This window comes from Caldivirga sp. (genome assembly GCF_023256255.1).
Classification (GTDB): Archaea; Thermoproteota; Thermoprotei; order Thermoproteales; family Thermocladiaceae; genus Caldivirga.
Window position 1 is genome coordinate 154,770 of record NZ_JAGDXD010000028.1, and the last position, 24,522, is coordinate 179,291.

General features: G+C 43.5%; 25 protein-coding genes, 1 tRNA gene and 1 pseudogene. 14 read left to right on the forward strand and 13 right to left on the reverse strand.

Annotated features, from left to right (window positions below):
• Positions 1-67: 67 nt before the first annotated feature.
• The 4 genes from Q0C29_RS05210 to Q0C29_RS05230 form a co-directional block, all read right to left on the reverse strand.
• Positions 68-2,050 (reverse strand): intein-containing 30S ribosomal protein S12, encoded by a 1,983-nt coding sequence (locus Q0C29_RS05210; RefSeq protein ID WP_367173628.1) that lies wholly within the window; start codon positions 2,048-2,050, stop codon positions 68-70.
• A gap of 31 nt (positions 2,051-2,081) precedes the next feature.
• On the reverse strand, positions 2,082-2,528 hold the full coding sequence (locus Q0C29_RS05220) for a NusA-like transcription termination signal-binding factor (RefSeq protein ID WP_291999596.1): 447 nt from the start codon (positions 2,526-2,528) through the stop codon (positions 2,082-2,084).
• Positions 2,521-2,832, reverse strand: a complete 312-nt coding sequence (locus Q0C29_RS05225; RefSeq protein ID WP_291999597.1) for a 50S ribosomal protein L30e — start codon at positions 2,830-2,832, stop codon at positions 2,521-2,523. Before Q0C29_RS05225 ends, Q0C29_RS05220 begins: the two co-directional genes overlap by 8 nt.
• Positions 2,833-3,117: 285 nt before the next feature.
• Complete coding sequence (locus tag Q0C29_RS05230; protein ID WP_291999598.1) at positions 3,118-3,792, reverse strand: AMMECR1 domain-containing protein; 675 nt, start codon at positions 3,790-3,792, stop codon at positions 3,118-3,120.
• Between the two features lie 304 nt (positions 3,793-4,096).
• Between Q0C29_RS05230 and Q0C29_RS05235 the strand changes: the two genes are divergently transcribed.
• The 5 genes from Q0C29_RS05235 (at position 4,097) to Q0C29_RS05255 (ending at position 8,329) form a co-directional block, all read left to right on the forward strand.
• Complete coding sequence (locus Q0C29_RS05235) at positions 4,097-4,852, forward strand: nucleotidyltransferase family protein (protein WP_291999599.1); 756 nt, start codon at positions 4,097-4,099, stop codon at positions 4,850-4,852.
• Between the two features lie 153 nt (positions 4,853-5,005).
• Positions 5,006-5,512 carry a hypothetical protein gene (locus Q0C29_RS05240; RefSeq protein WP_291999600.1) on the forward strand — a complete coding sequence of 169 codons (507 nt, stop codon included), beginning with the start codon at positions 5,006-5,008 and terminating at the stop codon, positions 5,510-5,512.
• A gap of 64 nt (positions 5,513-5,576) precedes the next feature.
• A complete protein-coding gene (locus Q0C29_RS05245) occupies positions 5,577-6,314 on the forward strand; it encodes an RAD55 family ATPase (protein ID WP_291999601.1) in 738 nt (245 codons plus the stop codon).
• A 195-nt stretch (positions 6,315-6,509) separates the two neighbouring features.
• A complete protein-coding gene (locus Q0C29_RS05250) occupies positions 6,510-7,856 on the forward strand; it encodes an NADP-dependent malic enzyme (protein WP_291999602.1) in 1,347 nt (448 codons plus the stop codon).
• 5 nt (positions 7,857-7,861) lie between these two features.
• Positions 7,862-8,329 carry a GNAT family N-acetyltransferase gene (locus tag Q0C29_RS05255; protein WP_291999603.1) on the forward strand — a complete coding sequence of 156 codons (468 nt, stop codon included), beginning with the start codon at positions 7,862-7,864 and terminating at the stop codon, positions 8,327-8,329.
• Here Q0C29_RS05255 and Q0C29_RS05260 read toward each other — a convergent pair.
• From Q0C29_RS05260 to Q0C29_RS05275, 4 genes are all read right to left on the reverse strand, one after another.
• Entirely contained in the window at positions 8,326-8,661 is a 336-nt protein-coding gene (locus tag Q0C29_RS05260; RefSeq protein WP_291999604.1) for a hypothetical protein, read from the reverse strand. The genes Q0C29_RS05255 and Q0C29_RS05260 overlap by 4 nt on opposite strands.
• A 48-nt stretch (positions 8,662-8,709) precedes the next feature.
• On the reverse strand, positions 8,710-9,243 hold the full coding sequence (locus Q0C29_RS05265; RefSeq protein ID WP_291999605.1) for a DUF429 domain-containing protein: 534 nt from the start codon (positions 9,241-9,243) through the stop codon (positions 8,710-8,712).
• Complete coding sequence (locus Q0C29_RS05270; RefSeq protein WP_291999606.1) at positions 9,219-10,616, reverse strand: hypothetical protein; 1,398 nt, start codon at positions 10,614-10,616, stop codon at positions 9,219-9,221. Before Q0C29_RS05270 ends, Q0C29_RS05265 begins: the two co-directional genes overlap by 25 nt.
• 207 nt (positions 10,617-10,823) lie before the next feature.
• Positions 10,824-10,915: transfer RNA gene (locus tag Q0C29_RS05275), tRNA-Lys, on the reverse strand.
• A gap of 88 nt (positions 10,916-11,003) precedes the next feature.
• Here Q0C29_RS05275 and Q0C29_RS05280 point away from each other — a divergent pair.
• The 5 genes from Q0C29_RS05280 (at position 11,004) to mcm (ending at position 15,656) form a co-directional block, all read left to right on the forward strand.
• Complete coding sequence (locus tag Q0C29_RS05280) at positions 11,004-11,612, forward strand: adenylate kinase (protein WP_291999607.1); 609 nt, start codon at positions 11,004-11,006, stop codon at positions 11,610-11,612.
• Between the two features lie 62 nt (positions 11,613-11,674).
• On the forward strand, positions 11,675-12,184 hold the full coding sequence (locus tag Q0C29_RS05285; protein WP_291999608.1) for a hypothetical protein: 510 nt from the start codon (positions 11,675-11,677) through the stop codon (positions 12,182-12,184).
• Entirely contained in the window at positions 12,184-13,005 is an 822-nt protein-coding gene (locus tag Q0C29_RS05290; RefSeq protein ID WP_291999609.1) for a hypothetical protein, read from the forward strand. The genes Q0C29_RS05285 and Q0C29_RS05290 overlap by 1 nt, the downstream gene beginning before the upstream one ends.
• A 73-nt stretch (positions 13,006-13,078) precedes the next feature.
• Entirely contained in the window at positions 13,079-13,597 is a 519-nt protein-coding gene (locus Q0C29_RS05295) for a DNA replication complex GINS family protein (protein WP_291999610.1), read from the forward strand.
• Complete coding sequence (mcm, locus tag Q0C29_RS05300) at positions 13,590-15,656, forward strand: minichromosome maintenance protein MCM (RefSeq protein ID WP_291999611.1); 2,067 nt, start codon at positions 13,590-13,592, stop codon at positions 15,654-15,656. The genes Q0C29_RS05295 and mcm overlap by 8 nt, the downstream gene beginning before the upstream one ends.
• Positions 15,657-15,759: 103 nt before the next feature.
• On the opposite strand, the gene Q0C29_RS05305 is transcribed toward mcm, so the two are convergent.
• The 4 genes and pseudogenes from Q0C29_RS05305 to Q0C29_RS10850 all read right to left on the reverse strand — a co-directional run.
• Positions 15,760-16,635 (reverse strand): spermidine synthase, encoded by an 876-nt coding sequence (locus tag Q0C29_RS05305; RefSeq protein WP_291999612.1) that lies wholly within the window; start codon positions 16,633-16,635, stop codon positions 15,760-15,762.
• Positions 16,636-16,732: 97 nt separating this feature from the next.
• Complete coding sequence (locus Q0C29_RS05310) at positions 16,733-18,214, reverse strand: hypothetical protein (RefSeq protein ID WP_291999613.1); 1,482 nt, start codon at positions 18,212-18,214, stop codon at positions 16,733-16,735.
• A gap of 2 nt (positions 18,215-18,216) precedes the next feature.
• A complete protein-coding gene (locus Q0C29_RS05315) occupies positions 18,217-18,963 on the reverse strand; it encodes an ABC transporter ATP-binding protein (protein WP_291999614.1) in 747 nt (248 codons plus the stop codon).
• A gap of 293 nt (positions 18,964-19,256) precedes the next feature.
• Positions 19,257-19,900 (reverse strand): annotated as a pseudogene (locus Q0C29_RS10850) (transposase); the annotation flags it as partial.
• 124 nt (positions 19,901-20,024) lie between these two features.
• Here Q0C29_RS10850 and Q0C29_RS05330 point away from each other — a divergent pair.
• From Q0C29_RS05330 to Q0C29_RS05340, 3 genes are all read left to right on the forward strand, one after another.
• Positions 20,025-20,393, forward strand: coding sequence for a hypothetical protein (locus Q0C29_RS05330; protein WP_291999617.1), 369 nt, complete (start codon positions 20,025-20,027; stop codon positions 20,391-20,393).
• Between the two features lie 127 nt (positions 20,394-20,520).
• The gene (locus Q0C29_RS05335) at positions 20,521-21,336 is read left to right on the forward strand and encodes a DUF1028 domain-containing protein (RefSeq protein WP_291999618.1); all 816 of its coding nucleotides are present in this window, start codon (positions 20,521-20,523) and stop codon (positions 21,334-21,336) included.
• Between the two features lie 307 nt (positions 21,337-21,643).
• Positions 21,644-21,832, forward strand: coding sequence for a hypothetical protein (locus tag Q0C29_RS05340; protein ID WP_291999619.1), 189 nt, complete (start codon positions 21,644-21,646; stop codon positions 21,830-21,832).
• On the opposite strand, the gene Q0C29_RS05345 is transcribed toward Q0C29_RS05340, so the two are convergent.
• Positions 21,819-22,019, reverse strand: a complete 201-nt coding sequence (locus Q0C29_RS05345) for a hypothetical protein (protein WP_291999620.1) — start codon at positions 22,017-22,019, stop codon at positions 21,819-21,821. The genes Q0C29_RS05340 and Q0C29_RS05345 overlap by 14 nt on opposite strands.
• 242 nt (positions 22,020-22,261) lie before the next feature.
• Here Q0C29_RS05345 and Q0C29_RS05350 point away from each other — a divergent pair, with 242 nt between their 5' ends.
• A complete protein-coding gene (locus tag Q0C29_RS05350) occupies positions 22,262-24,496 on the forward strand; it encodes a TIM-barrel domain-containing protein (protein WP_291999621.1) in 2,235 nt (744 codons plus the stop codon).
• Positions 24,497-24,522: the final 26 nt, after the last annotated feature.

Below are 24,522 nucleotides of genomic sequence, written 5' to 3' on the forward strand. Positions count from 1 at the left end.
TAAATTCAATATAACTCATAAAATCCATAACCCTTAGGCCAAACACACTTAGATTAATTTCAAGGAACTACCTAACAGGCTTCTGCTTCTTACCCAGTAGTATGGCCTTAAGGCTAACTCCATTAACCTTAGTTACCTTAAACCTCACACCAGGTAAGTCACCATATGCCCTACCCTCAGGTCCTCCTATTCTCTCAATTATGACCTCATCATGCTCATTAATTAGATTCAGACCCCCATCCCAGGGTACAAACGCTGTAACAACCTTGCCATTCTTAGTAAGTTGGACCCTGACACAATTACCAGTTACTAGTCCATTCGCAATGAAGTTATGGTATGGGCTTTCTGTCGTTACATCCCAGAGCTTATCGTTCCACTCAACAGGCCTTATCTCCGTAACCATATCCCAAACAAGCCCTGAACCCTCTAATCCTAGGGTATTCTCAACAACCCACTTATTGAATGGAGGTATTCTAACAGTCCTACCTACGTAATTAGTATTCTTAATGCCCCTCAGCCACTTATAAACCGTGGCCTTATTAACCCTGTACTGGCTCGTAATGGTCTTAACTATGCTGAGCTTATCATAACCTTCACTCGCCAGTTTCCTTGCTAATTCATAGGCCTCAGAATAGTGCTGCCAAATCATGGTCTTCCTACGCAAATACTCATACGCTAATAAAGCCAATGAATCACGTTCCTTATTATATGCATAGCCTATCCTTCCGAAAAATCTTAATAAGTTCTCAGTCTTACTAAGTATCGTAATTCTTAATCTAGTAGTCCTAATACCATCCTTCCTAATAACACCATCGCTAACCATCACTGGTGTTGTTTCCACACCAAATTCACTAAGCAATGCTTTAATGTCGTTTAGGAAAGCTACCCCGTTATCCACTAGGCTTTCTGCCTTATGCACCACCAATGATAATGGCTGGAAAGTTCTACCGTTTTTCTCGACCCGTGGTTTCTCTAACTCACTACCGAAGTACGCTGCTAGAAATTCTGCCTTAACATCCAATGGCGCCTCCATTATCCATTTAGGAACTCTGTACATTTGCAACGCCTTATCACCAACAGGAACACCCAGTGCCTTAAGAAGTACGAAAAGCGCTATTGAATTAGCAGAGGCAACGTACGATTTACCACTAATTACCTGTACTAAACCATTACCCCAGGTAACGGTGCTCTCACGCTCATACTCCTTTATTACAGATGCCTTGAACCCTAGTTCACTCACATCACTTATAATATCCTCAAGATCACTAGGATTCCCACTGAATGCTATCTTACCCCCATAGCCGTTACCACCCCTGGCATAACTTAGTGAACCATCACCAAACAAGTGTCCGACTAATCGTGCAATTCTATAAATATTCCTATTGTTATACTTAAGTGGTATTAACCCAAGGCCCTTGAGCTCATCAATAATCCTATCAATCTTAGAATTAGGTGGGGCTTCCCTCCTGATATCATCCTCCGTCAATATGATCCTATCATCGTTAAGAGCGTATGCCTCAATGGATTCCCTTGGGTATACTGACACGTAATCACCGGGCTTAACTTCCTTAAGCGGCAGAATTCCCTTACCCGTGTATATTGGGTGATCCCCACTTGCTATTATTCTCCTGCCATAGAGAGTCCTTAATTCATAAACACCATCCTCCTTAAACTCCTCAGGCTCTATATAGAAAAAATCAACGAGGTTCGTCGGCTTAATTACCTTAAAATCCTTATTAAAATGAACTATTGATACATCACGCCATTTATCAGTAAGGTTTATTATCTTAATGGCTACCCTTGGCGTTAGATTAATGAGTGTATCCGGCGTTACGCACTTCCTAACTGCTGCGTTTGGTTTCCTGGCCTCAACACCTACCTTCTCTAGAACTATGCCTCTTGCCATTGGGGCTCCTTCCAATGGATCATACTTCTTAACGAACCCTAATGCCCTCTTCTTATACTGAATATCACTCCACTTAAACTTCTGCCTCCTTCTCCTAAGTTTCCTGGCAGCATATAGTCCTAATGGGCTCTTTTTACCGCTCACAATGTGCCCCCTGGGCTAGCCTTAATAAGCGTTATGGTATCTTGACGTTGTCAATGTCAAAATACCTCTTAGCCAGTAAGGCTGCTCTTTTAAGATTCCTATGGTACTTACCTAACGCTATGCCCTTCTCCCCCTCCTCAACCCTAATTACTGCTACCTTCCCATTATTAGGAAGCTTATTGATGCTTATATTTATCACCTTAGCTGGGTAGAGGGCATTCCTTAGTAATTCCTCAGGATCATCACCGTATTCAACAATCTCAACATCTTTACCAAGTAGATTCCTAAGCTTCTTAACATTTATGCCTCCCTTGCCAACAGCCAATGGTGCAAAGTTCTTATCAACAATGAAGATGATCCTATTGAACTCAGGATCATATATAGCGTCCCTTGGTGTTATTCCAGTAACGCTTTCAAATAGCGCCGCGTACCTTAACTCATCGTCAGTTAGTATGATTCGACCCCTACTCTTAGACATTACCACCACCAGCAAGGGACATTATACTACTCTCCCCTGGGTCAATAATTGCCACAACAGCTATCTTATGGCTTCTCCTTAATGCACCACCCAGTTCCCAACTTGTCCCAGCGTAGGTGAATATTGGCACTTGAGATAACTTAGCGTACCTTTCAACATCCTGCTTAATGCTTGGTGGTACATTGGCAGCCATTATAACTAACTTAGCGTCACCATTGAGTATTGCCTTTATTGATTGCTTAACGCCCATCGTCAACCTACCTGTATTAGCTACAACTTGCAGTTCCCTTGATATATCTATCATCTAACTCCATCATCCCTTAGTCTTTTATAAATCTTTCGCCAGGAACCTAGCCCTAGGTTAATCATGCGGTTACAATATTGGTACTTTTTATTGAGGATTAGGGTAATGGGGTCAGTGTTAAGGGGGGATAGTGCATTATTACTGCTTTAAACCCATCTAGGTAAGGGTACTACCTATCCCATGACCAATAACACCACAAGCAAAGGAAACCACCCAAATAAAGGTAGGGAGTCAGTAAGCTTAAGAGGTGTTAATACCTAGGTAGAGATATGCGCTAGGCGGTGTTTAACTAACTATACCCTTAGCTGCGTTTATTTCCCTAAGGTACTTATTCATGTAGAGTAGTCTCTCTATAACCTCACCTTCAGGTTCAAGTTCATAAAACACTTGGGTTTCGAAGATCTTAACTTCACTACACCCTCTACTACAGATAAGTGATATTAACTCATCCATGGATGGGGACCTACCTTTCTCTTCATGGAACTTAGCCACAGTCTCAATTATCTTATGAGCCAAGTAAGCTTCAATACTGCCGTCTGGCCTCTTAACCAGTAAACCATGGTAACCAGGTATGAGTATGCTGGCTAAGTTATCCATGTTTACTTGCCTAGGTTGATTATTAACAATTACCTCAATAATTATCCTCTTAACCTCACTTAACGATAGTGGGCTATACTTTGGGGAATTGAAGGCAGCATACCTAGCTATCATAATGACATCATCGTAAAGGTTCCTAATAGGGTATGGTGATCCAACATCCCCCCTAAGCTCCCTATACCTAAACCCATTACTAACCTTAATCTTCTCTACAGATACCCACACACCAAGGCTCATTGACTTAAGGTGATTTGCAGCAATAGGCATCTTCTCAATATTCCTTAGCTTACTCTCTATTGCGTACCGAGCCAGCCTAACCAGCAATGTGCCATCAGTTAATGTTAATGGTTTAAATAAATCCATCAATAGCCACTACGCATTCCTAGGTTTAAAGCATAATCCAATGATTAACCAGTAATATGATAATATTACACTTCATACGTGTAGTAAAACGACACAGACTAAAGAGAACTCCTGCCTCATTGAGGTGAGACTTCTAATCTTTTTAATTACCTTTAAATGCACTGTAGTCATCCCCTTAACTCATTGATGTTAGTCTTTTCCCTCTTAATACCCTAGCGTATTAAAAACATCAGGCAATCAAGGCAAGCTACGCTACAGGTAGTTAGTGATGAATTTAAAAAGCGCCTTCAGTTAGTAAGTAGGCATGCCTAGTGTGCCGCAGACTGTTGAGCTGGGGCTAAGGATTGTTAACTTAAGTGAGGAGAAGGGAGTGCCTGTGAGATTACTTGGTGGTGTAGCAGTCTACATACTTGCCTCCGCAGTGTACCCTAAGGTACCTTCATTATCAAGGACCCCGAAGGATATAGACTTGGTAGCGCATGCTAAGGATTCAAGCAGATTAACTTCATTAATGGAGAATATGGGTATTGAGGCTGATAAACGCTTCAACGCGCTTCACGGCTACGAGAGATTAATGTTTAGGGAGCCAAGTAGTGGTACCCGGATTGATGTATTCCTTGATGTGTTTAGGGAGAGCCACGTCATAAACCTGAAGGATAGATTAGAGGTCTTTAAACCTACAATACCACCAAGTGACTTACTCTTAACAAAACTTCAAATATGGAGTATTAGTGAGAGGGACATTAAGGACATAATCGCTCTCCTACTTAAATTCAAGGTAGGTAGCAGTGATTCAGTAAGTGAACTAGATGCTAATAGGTTGATTAGCTTAACCTCAAATGACTGGGGATTGTACAAGACTGTTATAGTTAACTTAAGTAGGGTTACTGACTATGTTAAGGGTCATGGGGAATTAGCCGAAATTAGTGGTGAAGTAATCGGTAAGATTAATGATATTCGCCTTAAAGTTGAGAAGGCGCCTAAGTCAATAAAGTGGAGGCTTAGATCCCTCATCGGTGAGAGGGTTAAGTGGTATGAGGAACCTGAGGAGGTTAGTTAATTTAAAGAACCTAAGCAGCTAAAATATTATAGGTAATGGTTTAGGGTGAAATAAAACCTTAAGCTAATATCATGGGATTGTAGGAGTTAAGGTGCTATTACTGAAATGGTTTAACCTGGTAATCTTTATAAACCAGTACTGCATAATGATTTTATGAGTAGTGGTGAAACTGGTAGTTCCGGTAGTGAGGAGGAGAAGAAGCAGGTTACCATTAAGGGTGTTGATAAGGAGCTTTACGATAAGGCACTTCAAATGTCTAGGGAAATGGGTATAACTGTTGGTGAATTAGTTAATAAATCATTGAGGGCATTCATATCGCTAGCCGATGTAACGAATAAGGCTGTTACATCAATGGCGCAGGCTCTGTCTGAATCAAGTAAGGCATTCATAGAGGGTGCTAAGGGTGTTAGGGTTATATCTAATGTTGATGAATTAACCGTTACTAAGGAGGACCTTGAAAGCCTTGATTCACAAGTCACCTTCAGGGGTATTAAACGATTAATCTTCAATAGTGACGTTAATTGGGAATTATTCGACAGCAAGGTTAGTTCAATAGTAATGTGTGATGAGGTTGTGTTACCTAAATCCATACCTAAACTTAAAGCTGTTGAGAAAATGAGGTTTGTTAAGAGGATAACGGTAATGCAGCAGTCTAGTTAAGTAGCTTATTTGAGTTAGCAATTTTAAACAATGTTTTATTAAAGCCAATGCCTATTCCTAGGGCATGGAGACCCTTCAGTTGAGCCCATTAAATGAACTTGTACCAGCAGGAATACCGTATGGCTACCTCATGTTGATTAGAGGTGACTTAGGCATGGGTAAGACCCTTATGGTTAAGCGTATTGCAAGGGAAATTCTCTCAAAGTACCCTGTATTATATATTACGTTTGATGATGACCCTAATTCGGTAAAGGATGGGCTAAGCGACTACGCGTCTAGGTTATTCATAATAGATGGATTCAACCTAGGTGAGGCCACAAGTAGGTCAACACCTAATGTTGTGGGTAGTATAACGGAATTAGACCCGAGACAGTTGATTAATGGGATAATTAGTAATTTGCCTCAAACTAAGGCAAGAGGAGTAATAGTGGATTCAGTGAATGACATGCTTATGAACATTGACCCAAGGAGCCTCCTCTTCCTCTTAAAGGAAGTGAAGATGATTACTAGGCGGTATAATACAGTGAGCGTTATGGTCGCCCACACGACTACTGAGGACTTAAGTGGAATGATTGATAACATGGAGTATGTGTTCGATGGAATAATTGAAATTGAACTTGACCCAAACTTAGCTCAATTAGGTGTGCCGGTTAGGAGACTTAGGGTTAAGAGACTTAAAGGCACAGCCCATTCAATAGACTGGTTCTACTTCACAATATCTAAGGGGGATATAGTACCAGTTAACATAGAAGACATTAAGAAAGCCTTAGGCGCCACCCTTAGTATGCAGGGTGAGAGGTAAGGGAACTAAACCAGGAGGTTTAAGGCTTATTATTTTACATATATAAATATGCAGTAGTAGTGAAACTAATAAACTATCAAACAGTAAGTGTTGTTCCTTAGCTAAAAAGTCCACTAATGATAAATACTTTGTATTGCCTATTTTGAATACGTTAATAGGCGAAATAAATAAATACCCTAGCTTGTCAAATATTTTATGAGTGGCTCTGGTGAAGATCGAACAAGGAAGTGGTACGATACGTCAATTAAGGTGGCGAAAGATTATGGTGGCAAAATCTCGGTGATGCCTAAGGTTCCTGTTAAGAGTCTAAGGGACTTCTCAATATACTATACCCCTGGGGTTGCTGGTGTGTCACTTGAAATCGCCAAGAACCCTGACCTCTCCTTTGAATTAACGTGGCGTTGGAATGCAATAGCCGTATTAACTGATGGAACTAGGGTACTGGGTTTAGGTAACGTTGGACCTGAGGCGGCGTTACCAGTAATGGAGGGTAAGGCCCTCATATTTAAGTACCTAGGCGGCGTGGATGCTGTTCCACTCCCAATTAGGGTTAAGTCTAAGGAAGAGTTTGTGGCTGTAGCTAAGGCGATTGAGCCTTCCTTCGGTGGGATAAACCTGGAGGATATTGAATCACCCAAGTGCTTCTACCTACTGGACACCTTAAGGAAGGAACTTAACATACCTGTGTGGCATGATGACCAACAGGGGACTGCCGGTGCAATTTTAGCTGGCTTATATAATGCCCTTAAGGTAGTTGATAAGAACATTAACGATATTAAAGTAGTTTTATTCGGAGCAGGCGCATCAAATGTAGCCGCAGCAAGGATCCTTCATGCCGCTGGCGTGAGTTACGGGAACATGATCCTCATAGATAGTAAGGGTCCACTGCACGCTGAGAGGGAGGATATGGATAAACTGATGCTTAATAATCCATGGAAGTATGACTTAGCCCTTAAGACTAATAAGGAGAGAAGCAAGACTATTGAGGATGCAATGAAGAACGCTGACGTATTGATTTCTGCATCAACACCAGGGCCGAATGTTATTAAGAAGGATTGGATAAGGGCAATGAATAAGGATGCCATAGTTTTCGCCTTAGCTAATCCAATTCCTGAAATATGGCCATGGGAGGCTAAGGAGGCTGGAGCCAGGGTTGTAGCCACTGGTAGGAGCGACTTCCCTAATCAAATAAACAATAGCCTGATCTTCCCGTCAGTGTTCAGGGGTGCGTTAGACGTTAGGGCTAGGGGAATCTCCGATGAGGTAATAGTGGCAGTAGCCAGGGAGATTGCTAAGTATGCTGAAGAGAGGGGGATAACGGAGGATTACATTATACCAACCATGGAGGAGTGGGAGGTTTACCCAAGGGCGGCAGCGGCTGCGGCTGTGGAGATTGTTAATGAAGGATTAGCTAGGGTTAACACGACTTACAATGAGGAATTGGAGAGGGCTAGGAACATAATATCTAAGTCAAGGGCATCAATGGAGAAGCTCATGAAGGAGGGACTTATAAGGGAGCTTCCAGCAGAGTTAATAAGGTGAACGTAATGGTTAAGGTTAGGAAGGCGGGGGAAAGGGACTTAGAAAACGTGGTTGAACTAGTGGTTAGGTTAAAGAGACTCAACAGTGAATTTGATCCACTACTTAAGGTTAGGGATGACATTTACGTCCAGGTTAAGAATTGGTTAAACGGTTACTTAAATAATAAGGGTAAGCTACTGCTGGTGGCTGAGTCTGACGACGGCAGGATAATTGGGGCCCTAGTGTCTGAGGTTAGGGAGAGGTTATTTTATGAACCACGCATGGAGGGTGTAATAATGGACTTCTACATCATGCCTGAGTTCAGGAGGAAAGGCATTGGGAAAATGATGATGGATGAGGCCATTAAAATGCTTAGGGAAATGGGCGCCCACGTAATATCAGCGGAATTCCCAGCTCAGAACCAAATATCAGTAGCCTTCTATAGGAAGTACGGCTTCAGGCCAATGATGAACGTCTACGTTAAGGAAACCTAGGAGACTAGGAAAACCTTAATTGCCACCAGTTCCTTATTGAAAATGAACAAGTCCTGCCCCTCCATGCTTAAAACCCTTAAACCACTGGTAAATGCACCTAGAGGCGTTTCCTTGATTCTGCTTAGGCAATCCTGCAGGTATGATGATAATTCCTTCAGCTTACTGGAATCGTTAACCTCAACGTAAGCCACCCACGTGAACTGTAATCCATTATCAATGACGATAACCCTCTCGGTGGCATTTCTAAGCAAGCATTCTAGGGTGCTCCTAAAGCTAGCTTGAGTGGGCGCAGTTGCTTGATTAAGGCACTTATCTAGCTGGCATTCCCCCATGATTAGCTACTCATTAGCATATTTATAATTATTACGAATTAATTCTCATTAGTCGGCGCTTATTAAGTATAATTCACCATCGCTGGCGGTAATCCTCCTAACCTTACCCATAGTGTAAGCTAATGCAACTAAGGCGCAGACTGCAGCATCATAGGCGTCCTTACCACCATTAATCACTAGTTTCCTAACTCCCAACCTACTGGATAATTGCGTTAAGTCAGTGTTAAGCCAGTGAAGCACACTCCATGGGTGAGTTTCAATGACCCTAATGTTCAATTCCTCAAGCCTACCCTTAATTCGAAGAGCCCTTTCACCTAACTTAATCATCCATCTCCAGTTAGCAGGCATAACCTTAAGCCCCATCTTAAACATGAGCCTATCAACATCCCTAAACTTACCTACCCCACTAAGGGGTGCATCAATAGCCACCACTAATGAACCCCTTAGGCTATTGATTATTTCATCATCACTCTTAACCAGCGTACTGACCAGTACCCCATCGTTAACTTCCGCTACACCACTCATCCTCTTCACTGATAAGTCAACACCACCAAACTTCACTGCTTCTGCTGGCTCTGGCACTGCTTAACTAATTCATCATACTTCTTTTTAATCTCCTCGAACTCAGCCTGCTGCCTCTTCAAATGCTCAGCCTCCTCATCAAGCTTCTCCTTAAGCTCCACAAGCATACTCTCCCTAACCACTAGGGTTCTCTGATAATTAATCAACTCCCTCTCCCTCTCAAGTAGCTTCCTCTCCCATTCAGCTAGCCTCCTCTCCTCTTCAGTTAACCTAGTTACTAGGGGCTCCAGCTTACCCTCAAGTTCCCTCCTCCTATTATCAAGCTCATTCTTAACAGCCTCAAGCTCCTTCTCCCTCCTGTTTAACTCATCCCTATAACTATTCAACTTAGCCTCAAGCTCACCAAGCTCCCTAGCCTTCCTCTCCCATTCTGCAGCCAACTTATTGATCTGCTCTTCCCTAGCCTTGATCTGACTCTCCCTATTGGCTAATTCCTGGAGCTTAGCCTTAATCTCCTCCTCCTTCTTCTCAAGTTCCTTAAGCCTCTCGGAGTTAGCCTCAATCCTAGCGGCCTCAAGCTGAAGCCTAGCCTCAAGGTTCTTTAGGTTAATCTCCTGCTCCCTAAGCTTAGCCTCCCTTTCCTGAATGTCCTTAAGGGCCTTCTCATAGTTGGTGAGCCTACTTGCTAAATCATTTATAATACTGCTCATGTTGTTGGACAAGTTTGATAAATCACCCATTAGTTTTGAAGCAGCCTCAACCTTACGCTTCTCCTCCTCTAGGGAGGCCTCAATTCTATTTAACTCCTCCTCCCTTCTTTTAAGGCTCTCCTCCCTAACCTTAAGTTCACTTTCCTTATTAGCTAATTCAATTATCCTACCCTCAAGTTCCCTCTGCCTACTAATAGCCTCATCACTAGCCGCCTGAAGTCTAGTTGCAACCTGCTCAATCTTAGAGAATTGGTCAAGGAGTTGACTTGACTTCTGGGATACGTCATTTAGCTTACCATCTATTACACTCATCATGTTTAAGCCACCCTCAAGACCCTTATTCAATTCATTAATCCTAACCGTTAATCCATTAGCCGCATCCTCCATAACCTTACTCAACTGCTCAACCCTACCCAATAATGCTGAGAGGGCGTTGAGGTAACTGTCAGTGGCCTGGGAAAACCTCTGATATAGTTCACTTATGTCACTTATCCTCTTGTCCTGAACGGAGACAACATCCCTAATAATACTGCTTAAGTCCTGGACAACCTTACTAAGCCTACTTACCTCACCCCCAATGCCCTGAAGCATGCTCCTAACGTTACCAATATCATTCATTAATGCCTGCTGCTGCTTATTAAGATTATCCACGGTTAAGGCAATCTGCTCAATCCTCTGCACAACACTACTCTGCTGTTCCTTTCTACCACCAAATAGTGACATACTTTATAAGTCCTGTTAATTATTTTAAACTTATCGCGTAATTAGATTGCCCTATCCCCATCCTGAAGGGTCAAGGCCCCAAGCCATTAACCCTCAAGGCGGAGAATCAGAGTTACAGGGGTGAAGCAGAAAGTGCCCTACATCATCTAAGGTTCCTCATTACGTTTCTCAAAGTGTTAATTTAATCGTAATTAGGAGCATCCACCTTGGCGGGCCCGGCGGGATTCGAACCCACGCCCTACGGGTTTCTCCAGTTGCCTTAAGAGCCCGCCGCTCTGGCCAGGCTGAGCTACGGGCCCTTCATCTACCATTAGTGGTGGGTTTATAAGGTTTTACCTTAAGCTTAACATACTAAAGGTTAAAAACCCAACGCAAAGTCACTTGCCTGTGAGGCTAATTGTTGTTGCCGTTCCTGGTGCTGGTAAGTCTACTATACTTGGGATTGTTAAGGGTAAATTACCTGATGTAACCGTGGTCAACTACGGTGACTACATGTTCGACGTTGCTAAGAGACGCTATGGGATAACGCATAGGGATGAGATGAGGAGGAAGCTTCCCCTTGGTGAGTATAGGAGGGTTCAGGAAATAGCCGCTGAGGAAATCGCTAAGCTACCTGGTGATGTCCTAATTGATACTCATGCAGCAATCAGGATGAGCGGGGGTTTTTACCCTGGCTTACCCAGTAGGATTGTTGAAAGGCTAATGCCAGATGCAATAATAGTACTTGAGTTCAACCCAATGGACATTATTCAGAGGAGGATGAAGGATGAGACCCTTAGGATGAGGGAAAAGGAAACCCCGCAGGAGATTGAGCTGCATCAATTGGCCAATAGGCACTACGCCTTCGCAGCTGCTAATGAGGCGGAGTGCCCAGTCTACATACTTGATTTCCACAATAAGGTTCAGGAAAAGCCGTTTCAACACGCTGAGGAGGCTGCAGAATTCATAGTTAACTTATTAATTAAGAATAGGCAAAGCAACTTAAGTATGCTGTAGCCTTAGCCAGGTGTTGAATCATAAATGATACACTAATAAAACACCAGTAAGGTTAACTTAACGTGCCGATTAACGAAAGGAAGCTAGCTATAGTTTCAGGTATAGTGCTTGGTGAGGATTCTGAAACTGGGATTAACGTTAGGTTAAGTGAACTAAGGCAAGTACTGTCCAGAAGGATCAATAACCCAGATGCAGTCATAGGGAAGCTTACGGAGGAGGGGGTGTTTAAAATGGAGAAGGTTGGGGGTGGTTTCAGGGTTATTATACAATACACGCCCGAGGTGAAGGGTATATATGGTAGCGTCGTTGAGTCAATCATCACCTTCGATGATTTTATTAAGGAATTGAACAATGCCATAATGAAGCATGCCAACCCAGCAACAGGCTATGCTGACCTTGGTGTTGTTATGAAGTACGTGTGCAGTAGGCTGGGTATAGGGGAATTGAATTTCGATCAATTATTCCTTAAGGCAATTAGAATTAATGGAAGAAAGTACGTACTGAGTTATGGTGGTTCACATAGGGTTAAGGTTGGTTCAGGGTACTATGGTTTAGTTAAGGTGATACCATGATGCAGAGTAGGCTATTAGCAACACCTGAGAGAGCTAATGTACTACTTGGGCCCTCCTGGAGGGCTGTGAAGGATAAGATAATGAACATGATTAATGATTACCAATTAATGGCATTAATAGGCAGGGCTGGGTCAGGTAAGACACATATGGTCCTGAACATATGCAGTGAACTTAGGAGGGAATGGTTATGCATGTACCTTGATGCCGCTCAATTAACCGATAAGAAGCTTGGTCAATTATTAAGCGTGGCTGTTAGGAATAACGAGGACTTCATTAAGGGTATCGTAAGGTTAGCGAAATCAAAGAGACTTAACAACACGTTATCCAGGTTCATTAAACTAAGCATTAGTGAACTTGAAGCCGCATCCCTCAATTACCCAGTGGACTTCCTAACAATGCTTCATGACTTAACCCTAGCCGTAGGTTTAAAGGGCTTAGTGCTGGCGATTGATGAGGGGGCCTTAAGCCAAGATGACCAGTCAATAGGGAGTTACATAACTGCCATACACACGTTAAGGAATATAATGCCCAGGTTAAGTGGCTTAAGGGTTATCTTAACAATGCTTCCCGATGTTGTTGACTACATTGCTAAAAACGATCCACCACTCTTCGAGATACTAAACATGGGTGTGGTTAATATGCCCGACTACTTAACTGAGGATGATTTAATAGAAATAGCAGACGTATATGACTTAAACGGTGAGTTACTTGGATTAATTAAGGCAAGTAACCTATCAATGAGGCAGGTCATATGTGTGGCTGAGTTGAAGGAACCACAGAGGTGTGGACTTCAGAGTGAGGTTGAGGTAACCATATCCTAATACTTTAAGTTAATTATAGGGAAGTATTTTACCTAATTCCCTTATAAGGTCTCTGGCCTAGACAGTATTAGGCATGCCATCAGTGTTGTCGGTGATTTCAACGGCGGTGGCTGGACAGGGGATTAAGGTTATTGTCAATAGGGATATACCTAAGGTAGAGGTTAATGGAATATCCTTCGGAGGCTACTCTACAGGTGACTTAGTTACATTACCAGTACCATTGGTTGAGAGACTTATTAGGCGTAGGTATGTTTCATTAACCCAGCAGGATTTAGTTACGATAGATGACGTTAGAAGGATCCACTGGACTGAGGGTAAGGAAACTGAGTTAACTAAACTTGATAAGTTATTCTACGTTAAGGCCAGGTTAAGTGCACTAAGTAATGGTCAGGGAAACTCAAGGGAATTAATGATTGCATTAAGGGATCTGGTCTCCATTAGGCTTAAGAAGGTGTTAAACATGATGAGCGTATCACCTTCAGGCTTACCTCAGGAAATAATGGATAAGTTAACAATTGAGGAGGAGCTGCTTGTTAAGGAGTTAACCAGGGTAATTAACCCATGGTTCAACATGGTGATTAGCAATGAGTAGCGAGGAGCTGCTTCAATTAAGTAGAGATGAGTTGGTTAATAGGGTTGAGAAGTTCCTAAGGCAGGTTGAGAAGTACGATGAGGAACTAAGCCTAGTTATAGTGAATAGGAGAAGGTCACTTATAGTAGACTTCAACGATCTCCTACTCTACGATAAGCAATTGGCCGACTACTTAATTGAGAAGCCTGACTTAGTGATTGAAAGCGCCTCAGAGGCTGTTGGTAGGTTAATAGCGGAAAAGGATCCGGAATACGCCAAGCTTGTTCCAAGATTCCACGCCAGGTTTAGGTTAAGCCCCATGGAGAGGATGAGCATTAGGAGGCTTAGAAGCGAGCACTTGGGTAGGTTCGTTTCAATTGAGGGTATTGTACTCAGGCAGACGCCACCAATGCATTATGTAAGGATGGCTAAGTTCAGGTGTAATCAATGCGGGTACGAGGTTACGGTAACCACAGACACCTACACTTCACTTCAACCACCTAAGAAATGCCCCCAATGTGGTGCAGTGAACTCAATGGTGTTCATAACTGAGGAATCAGTGATAACTGACTGGCAGAAAATACTTGTTCAGGAGAAACCTGAGGAAACTCCATCTGGGCAATTACCAAGAAGCATTGAAGCTGTCTTAACAGATGACCTGGTTGATACTGTAAAGCCTGGTGATAGGGTTATGTTGAGTGGTGTGCTTGAGATAAACCTATTTGAGCCTAGGAGGGGTAAGTTACCGGTCTTCTCAAGGCTCATTAACGTTAATTACATTGAAAGCCTACAGAAGGAATTCGCTGAAATAGAAATAACACCTCAGGATGAGCAGGAGATAAGGAGGCTTGCCATGCTTCCTGATGTTAGGGAGAGGATTATTGCATCAATAGCTCCCTCAATATATGGCCTTGATGACGTTAAGGAGGCTATAGCCTGCCTACTCTTCGGTGGGGTACCTAAGGAATTACCTGATGGAACAAGGATAAGAGGCGACATTCACGTTCTACTGGTTGGTGATCCAGGTACAGCTAAGTCACAGTTGCTTAAGTATGTTGCAAGGATAGCGCCTAGGGCAGTCTACACTACTGGTAAGGGGTCTACGGCGGCTGGGTTAACTGCTGCTGTTGTTAGGGATGGGTTAACGGGTGAATTTTACCTTGAGGCTGGTGCACTCGTTTTAGCTGACATGGGGGTGGCTGTGGCTGATGAGATCGATAAGATGGATGCTAAGGATAGGGTGGCTATGCATGAGGCTATGGAGCAGCAGACAGTGTCAATAGCGAAGGCTGGAATATTAGCTACACTCAACGCTAGGGCAAGCGTGCTTGCTGCCTCAAACCCAGCCTTTGGTAGGTACTTGCCTAATAGGACCGTGGCCGAAAACGTGGACTTACCTGTGACTCTACTGTCAAGGTTTGATCTAATATTCATAATTAGGGATGAGCCTAATGTTGATAGGGATAGGGCTGTGGCTGAGCATGTGGCTAAACTCCACTCAGGTGAGCTAACTCAAGGCTTCAGAAATATGATTAGGGTTGACCTACTTAGGAAGTATATTGCATACGCTAGGAAGTACGTTAAGCCAGTCCTCACCCCTGAGGCTAAGGATAGGATAGTGGGCTTCTATACTCAGATGAGGGCTAAGTCAACGCAGGAGGCTGGTTCACCTGTGGCTATTACGGCTAGGCAACTTGAGGCTTTGATTAGGCTTACTGAGGCTGAGGCTAAGATGAGGCTAAGTAGCATAGCGACAGCTGAGGATGCTGAGAGGGCCATTAGGTTATTCATGAGGTTCCTGCAGAGTGTGGGTATTGACATGGAGACAGGTAACATTGACATTGACGTCATCATGACGGGTAAGCCCAGGAGCCAGCAGGAGAAGATTGCATTACTAATGAGCCTAATAGCTAAGCTTGAGCAGATTAATAATAATAAGCCCATTAAGGTTGATGAACTTTACAGGGAGGCTGAGAATGAGGGACTTGACAGGGCTACTGTTGATAAGATACTGAGTATACTTAAGAGCAATGGGGAAATATACATGCCTAAGCAGGGTTACGTTAAGAGGACTGTTTAATTACTCAGCCGGTACGTGAATACTTCACTCCTCCGCCACGAGGGCTCTCATCACTGTAGGTGAACCCCAGGGGTCCTTTAAAACTACTCAGCTTAAGTTCGCATTAAGTACGATTATAGGAACCTAGGGCCATAAGCGCTGAGTGTACTTTACCATTATAGAACCTTGTCTTAACACCATTAATCCTCAGTACTGCATCAACCTTATCACTACTTAGCTTCAATGGATTAGTACCCTTTGTTGCCAGAATGAAACTTTCAGCGTACATGAACGATGGTACCCAGACCTGGTACTCTGTAACTAATGGGAACGTTAACTTAACCATATCATAAACAAGCCCGTATTCCTTAGGGAATAGGAAACTTGAACCAGCCTGCACAATTAAAGCACCATGCTCATTAAGCATACTGTAAATACCCCTAATTACGTTAGTTGAGTAAACCCTAGTACCTATCTCTGACCCATATGGGTCTGTTAAATCCATTATAACCACGTCGAACCTCTCCCCAATGGCCGCAGCGTCCCTAACGTAATCCACCGCATCCTGGTAAACTTCTTTAACCCTTGGGTCCTTAAATGAATCATTGTGAAACTCCCTAAGGTACTCCTTAACGTACTTAATTAACTCATAATCTATATCCACTGTAACAACCTCCTTAACACTACTGTACTTAACAACCTCCCTTAATGCAGCACCCTCACCAGTACCCAATATCAGTACCCTTTCAGGGTTACCGACAGTCACCATGGCTGGGTGAACAAGTGACTCGTGGTAAATATGCTCATCAGCCTGAGCTGACTGTAGGATACCATCCAAGAAGAGTGCTTTACCGAAATCCTCAAGTTCAGCAATGAGGACATGCTGATACTTAGTCTTCTCATTAACTAAAATCCTCCTAACACTCATGTAAGCCCAGGTGTGTGGTGCAACGTACTGGACACATTGAAGTGGGGTACGTATCACGTATCCGTTACTCATGGGTTTAAGGTGCGTCAGTGGGTTTATTACTATACCTAAAGCTCCATGATCTATACCACAGTTAACCTCCATGTTAAACCCTAAACTACCAGTTAGTTCACCGTCTCCTACTTAACTTAGCCAGTATCATTAATGTTATCAAGAATTCAACGGTGGAGATGAGGAACATTATTAAGGATGGTAACACGTATCCACCAATCATTACGTGCACTATGATTAGGGCTGCTACAGGTAAGCCTTCAACGATGATTATTACTAGGGCGTAGGCAATCATTACTAAAATTGATGATACTGAACCTTCCCTCATACTCCACTCAAAGAGATTAGCTAAAGCTCCTGTGGCAGCCATTGGTGGGCCGAAGGCTAGTATTATCGGTGCCTGGAGACTAATCGGTAACCTGTATACCAGTATTAATGCTGATATGGGTATCATTGCCACGTAGTAGGCTGTTAGGGTTACTAGTAGCTTACTCGCCAAGTTCCTTAATGGTGATATTGGTAGAAGCCTAAACACAATTGCACCCCTTAACTCACTCATATAAAGTGCGTACGGTATGAACGCAATAATCACACTAAGTTCAATTACATAAGTTAAAATTACTGTTGGATTCAACCTAGTGCCACCTGCAGCTGCCGTGAAGACTAGTATTAACCAGTAGCCTAATGGGATTGCCCATATGCCCGCCAACCTTGATCTTAAGGATTGAATTAAATCAACCCTAACCAACGCTATTAGTGGATTCCTAAGCTTAAACTCCCTAGGTACCCTAGCCTTAATTGCTTGAACCTGAACCGTGGATTCAATAATCCTACCACTAACTCTTTGAAGCATTTCATAGGCGGCCACGGCGAAGATTGCAGTGTAAACTATGGTTACGTAAAAAGGTGCGTTAAGCCCATTAATAAATAGACCACTTGCCACTGGTATTAGGGATAAGGATGGGTTAAGTTGACTTGGATTAATATTAACCGCATAACCAAGAGCCATTGCTGCAATTATTACCGGTATTATTGCAATAATCCTGAAGGCACCCCTACTCATTGTATTACCAGATGCCTTATCAGTAATTATTATGAAACCTGCAGCCACTATTATGCCTAGGGAAATTCCCTGAAGCGTGCCCAGAAGTGGGTAAGGTACACCACCCATTACTATTGAGATCAATATTGATACTGCTATGGAGACGTAGACTGGAATATCCATGATCATGAATAGTGATAGTACTGAAGCTAACTTAACTAGTCTCGGTTCAAGGGGTAGTGTGGCAAGTAGGCTTTTGACGTTGTCAATCTGCTGTAATGAGAAGGCTATGTTTATTAGAGATGAGAAGACTATGAAGAAGGAGCCAGTTAAGGTCTCTATTAAGCTTACACTGGGCTTATTAAGTATGTAGGGTATGGTTCCCATTAAACCTATGTAAAAGCCCATTACCGCACTGAGGATTACCTTATTAACCCTAGCTACCTTAACAGCCCTCTTAATGTTCATTGGCCTTAGGCCACTCACCCTAGATGCAGTGTAACTCTGGTACATTAACTCCCTGGACAGTACTGAGGCTACTTTACGAATACTAGTCATTGTTAAAGGCCCTCCAGCATGCTTTTAATTTCCTCATCAGCGTGGATTGCCTTCAGGAACGCATCCTCCAGTGTACCTGCATTAGCCTCTTCCTTAATTTTAGCTGGGGTACCCTCAGTGACTAGTACGCCTTCATTGATTATGCCTATTCTACTGCATACTCTCTCAGCAACCTCCATTATGTGTGTTGAGAATAGTATTGAGCCGCCGGATTCAATATGCCTCTGCATTATTTCTTTAAGTATCCTAACGGATTTGACGTCGAGGAAATTGAATGGTTCATCAAGGAGAAGGAGCCTTGGTTCATGCATTAATGCCGCTACTATGGCAACCTTCTGCTTATTACCCGCGGACAAGGCAGCTATTGGAGTATCCACGTAATCCTTTAGTTCAAAGGCCTCTAGAAGTGTTTCAACCCTCTTAGCATTAAAAGTACCCCTAACTGACCCGAGGAATTCTACGAATTCACCCACCGTTAAAGCCTCTAAGACCGCTGGAGTCTCCATAACAACCCCCACGTGATTCATAACTGATGGTAATGGGGGCCCAAGGCCAAGTATGTCTATTAAACCCTCATACTTAACTAAACCTAATACAGCCTTAATTGTAGACGTCTTACCTGCTCCATTAGGACCTAGGAGACAGTAGACTTCACCATTGTTTACCGTGAAGCTTATGCCCTTAACAGCAACCTTTTCACCATACTTAACCACAAGTTTCTCAACCTTAAGTGCATTACTATTACTCATTAGGCATGCGGCTAGGTTAAGCCCTTTAAAACTTACCCATGAGACTTAACCAAGTGATCATAACCCTTAAAAGAACCTACTGATGCTTGGCTTAAAAACAAGCCTCCCGTGTGATCTTTATGAGACTGTAGGGGCCATGAGGAAGCTCATACTCTTTACTACATCATAACCAGCGTTTCAGGCACCCTTTAATTCAACTGTTTTATCATTCATAATCCCAATACTAGGTAAGTATTTTCATGTCTGACCCCTCCCCGCCTTTTGAGGGTGGGGGTTCCTTGGGGTCCTGGGAGTTACACCCCTTTGACTAGTGCTACTCTGTTATGGTCTATAACAAATGATAGAGGTTTCTTAATTGTTGAAGACATTACGTTTGTTGCTTTCTTCAGAATATTCAATGCACCGTTTAAGTCGCTGTGCAATTTATGTCCTAACGGACAGTTAACGACTCCTCTTGGGTACCTTCTTACTTTGACGTCATGATAAGCACACAGCTTAGAGGTGTTGTACTCAGCAACCTCGTATACCTTCATGCCGTATTCCTGTGCCTTTAACTCTATGGCATCCATTAACTTGCGGTAAGACCGCATGTTAACCATGAATTTAATTCCCTTTTCCTGTGCAATGTTATAAGGATAGTCTAAATAGATTGTTGAGGTACTTAGTTCATGTAATGTCTTCACCAAGTGGGATGCAGGTTTCTGTAGAGGTGGAGGAGCCTACGTGTTGGTTTCTTAAACAGTCTTCTTTTCTCTTTCAATAATTCTTCGCAAGCTTCATACTCGCCAAGGTTCTTAGTTTTGTCTGCCAAGGACTGAATTTCCGCTATCCTCTTTTGGAAGTAGAAGTAGTCCTCCTTAGCTCTAATGCCTTTGTGGAGCAACCAAGTTCCATCACTTGTTATTACGCTTGCTAACACATTAATTCCTAGGTCTATTTCTTGGTATTCGTGCGGTGATGCTTAGTGGGGATAGGTTGGATAGGGTTAAGGCACTGGCGGATAGTCTAGGTATTCGGGAGTATTATGCTGAATTAACCCCGAGGATAAGGTGAGGGTGATTATGGAATTAAGGAGATGGGTGAATGGGAATATCTTAATGATTAGGGATGGGGTTAATGATGCAGCGGCAATGGCGTCGTCCGACGTATCCATAGCCATGGGGAGCAGTGTTGGCGTCTCTAAGAACACGGCTGATATTGTATTACTGAGCAATGACCTTAATGAAGTATTATTAATGCTTAAGAGACGAGGTAGACTTAGTAAGGCCATACCATCCAATATAATACTGGCATTGCTATATAATGCAACGGGAATACCCCTGGCTATTTTAGGGGTATTGAATGTATTATCCACAATGCTCATTATGACATTGAGCCTTGCCTCAATCTTCATTAACGCTACACTATCAGGAAGCGGCATGATAGGGTGATGATTATGCATCATCTGTGGACGTGGAGTTTAAATCTTATGGAAATCTTTTAAAGGATCTCATTAACGTGGATTCGACCTGAGGAGTTGATGTAACCTTTATATTTTTCCTTGATTGGGTGTATTCTATGACATTCTCAATAGTGATCTACGACCCAAATGAGGAGGCTTGGGGAATTGGGGTCGCGAGTAGGTTTCTAGCCGTCGGGGCCTTTGTTCCATGGCTAAGGCCTGGGATTGGGGCAATAGCCACACAGGCCTTAGCTAACCTGGAGTATGGTGTTAGGGGCCTTGAACTACTCCAGAGGTACGATGCGGCCAAGACCTTGGAGATCCTAACCTCCAACGACCCCCTCAGGGAGAGGAGGCAGGTGGGTATAGTAGACTCTGGAGGTAATGCAGTGGCCTTCACTGGTAAGGAATGCTACCCATATGCAGGCCATATAGTGGGTAATGGCTTCACAGTGCAGGGTAATATACTGGCTGGTGAGGAAGTCCTGGAGGCCATGGCGAGGGAAGCTGAGGGTAGGGGGAGGATTTACGAGAAGATTCTAAGGGCCCTTAAGAGTGGTGAGGCCAAGGGTGGTGATAGGAGGGGTAGGCAAGGTGCGGCAATCATCATAGTCAAGAAGCCCGTGGTCTCAACTGGGAGGGAGTTCGACCCACTTGCGGTTGGCAAGTACATGGACCTGAGGGTGGACGATAACCCAGATCCGTTGAGGGAACTGGAGCGAATGGTGGATACCTGGGTGGCCATGTTCATGGATGAGGAGATGGTTAACGTTGAGGATTATAGGAATGAGGTAAATGAAGCCTTAAGAAGGCTAGGCTACGGTGACTTAAAGACTTGGGTAGAGTTAAACAACTTCGAGGCCAAGTTCACAGGAGATAAGATAGGAAGGAGCGTCTTAAGGGTACTACTTAGGCAGGCGGGCATGGAGTAATAATGAACGTATTTTGAGTCTAAGGTGTGAAGCATCTAAGGGGCGTGGGGTAAGGATTAAGCAGAAGCATACATGAAGACACTTTCGTTGGCAGGTTGGGTTTTTAAGTCCTAGGTAGTTCCGCATACATATCCCGAGTCCCTGGGATCCATGGATAGGGGACTATCCGTGGTGCGGGATAAGGGTAATGGGCTTAAGGTCAAGCCTATGGTCTACCACTGGACGAGCAGAGCAATGAAGCAATGAGAATGAAGACGACAAATCGCCCAAAGAAAAACCCCACCCTCCAGGACAGGGAGGAGGTCATATGCTCTTCGAGACGGGCTTAATACTTATTCCTGAACCAATATTCATGGTTATACTCTCACCTATTAGTGGTAGGCTCTCTGATATTTATGGTTCAAGGGAAGTAACTGCATTAGGCATGGGGCTTATAGGCTTAGCATTCATAATGCTTCTCATACTTAACCTAAGGAACGCAATTAATATTTACTAGCCTTAGCAGTATTAGGCTTCGGCTTTTTCTCAACACCAAACACAAACTCCGTAACGGGATCAATTAAGCGGGATAAATATGGTGCAGTGTCAGGTGTATTAGGTACCATGAGGTTTACTGGACAATTAATGAGCATAACCTTAGCCAGCGCAATACTAGCTAAGTATCTAGAGTAAATATAATGCATTATGCTTATTCACTGAAATCCCATTAACAACCACCGTGTATGGCTTATTCACCATGGATTAAAGGTAGTATTCACCATAGCGGCAGTATTAAGCTTCATAGGGACATACACATCCTTACTTCGTGAAAGGTAACCATTAATCCAGGGAAAGCAATATGACGGGGAACTAGTAAGGGCAGCTAGCTTATGTGTTAAGTAAGCATGAACTTAATACTTTAAACCAGGATTAACAAGAAGTTAATATGGGTTTAACCTACAGTAAAGTAAGGGGTGGTGTATCCTTCACTGTTGGGGAACTTAAGCTTGAGGTCACCTTTCCTGATGCTAAGGTAGCTAGGGTCCTCTACGCCCCTATGACTAAGGGTGAAAGGAAATCCCTTGTGGTAACTAGTAGCTCATACGTTGAGCCAAGTATTGAGGAGGGTAATGGAACCCTACGGTTAAGCACTGGGGAATTAATTATTGAGGTTAACCCTGATTATTCAATCTCATTCATGGATAGTAAAGGTAACTTAATGGCTAGGGAGGTTAGGAGGGAGGTTGGTGATAATGGGTTAGGTGGCCTTTGGAGTAACCAAGTGATAATAGCTAAGGGTAAGGGTTTCTATGGGCTTGGGCAGCACCAAGGCTTATTCAACTATAGGAATCATGAGGTTCACCTACTTCAAAGGAATCCCACTGAAACAGCATTACCGATACTAATATCTAACGTTGGCTACGGTTTAATGTGGGACCACTACAGCCTATCCAGGGTAAGGGTAGGTGAATTAACAAGCGATGAATCCAGGATAGAGTATTGGTCAGAGGACGTGGATGCAGTGGACTACTACTTCATACTGGGGCCAAGCATTGATAATGTGGTTTCAGGCTACAGGAGACTTACAGGTAAGGCCCCCATGTTACCTAAGTGGGCCTTCGGGTATTGGCAATCGAGGGAGAGGTATAGAACCCAGGATGAGGTAATCAGCATTGTTAAGGAGTTTAGAAGGAGGGGAATTCCCATTGATGTTATTGTCCAGGACTGGTTCTACTGGGGTAAGTATGGTTGGAACGCCATGAGGTTTGATGAGGAGAATTACCCGAATCCCACTGAAATGGCTAAGGAGGTTCATGGTTTAGGTACTAGGATTGTCATATCAATTTGGCCCATCTTCGGTCAAAAGACTGAAGTGTACAAGGCATTTAAGGATAAGGGTTACCTAATACCTGGCTCACTGAATTATGACCCATTCAACGAGGAGGCTAGGAGAGAGTATTGGAGACTTATAGCTGAAAACTTCGCCAAGGTGGGTATAGATGGGTGGTGGCTAGATGCCTCTGAACCTGAACTAGATAGGCCTAGGGATACGTCATCAGACAGGGGTACATGGTCCTTCTACACGGGTCTTCACGACTCCACCACAGCAATGGGTAGGGGCTCAATGTACCTTAACGCATACCCACTAATGCATACTAAGGCTGTTTACGAGGGACAGAGGGGAAGTATGAATAGGCGTGTAGTCATATTGACAAGGTCAGCCTTCCTGGGTCAGCAGAGGCACTCAGCAATAACCTGGTCTGGTGATGTGCACCATGACTGGGGTGTCCTAGCTGGGCAAATACCAGCAGGCCTGAACTTCAGCATATCCGGTATACCCTACTGGACCACCGACACAGGCGGCTTCTTCAGTGGTGACCCAGCAACACTAGCCTATGGTGAGGTTTTCACCAGGTGGTTCCAGTGGAGCACATTCTGCCCAGTAATGAGGGTTCATGGAACCTGGTACGCTAAGGAACCATGGATGTTCCCTGAACCCATATACAGTATACTTAAGCAGTATATTGAATTCAGGTATAGGCTACTCCCCTACATATACTCAGTGGCCTGGATGGTTACTGAAGGGGATTACACAATGATGAGGCCCCTTGTAATGGATTTCCAGGATGATGAAGTACTCAACATAGGTGACCAATACATGTTTGGCCCATTCATAATGGTAAGCCCAGTAACCGTACCTACTAAGAAACGTAGAGTCTACCTACCTGGAAGGGGGCAATGGTTCGACTTCTGGACTGGGAGGAGGTATGCAGGTGGCTCATACATTGACGTTGATGCGCCACTAGATAGGATACCGCTCCACGTTAAGGCTGGTTCAATACTACCCCTTGGTCCTGTTAAGTCCAATTCCAGCGAACAGGAGAACCCTATTGAAATCAGGGTTTACGATGGGGGCGACTCAGAGTTCAGGCTTTACTTCGATGATGGGGAGTCGTACAATTACGAGAAGGGTGAGTACTGCATAATCCCATTAAGGTGGCTCAGCAGTGAGGGTAAGTTAATCATAGGTGATGCATCAGGTAGTTACTGCAGTAGCATCAGCGGCATTCAGTTCAATGTTGTAATTGTTTCAGAGGGCCACGGCACCGGTGTATTACCTTCAAAGCCGGATTACTCAGTTAACTATAGTGGACGCACAGTTGAAGTTAAGGTTAAGTGAATGGTTAATTAAACTAAAAACATTTA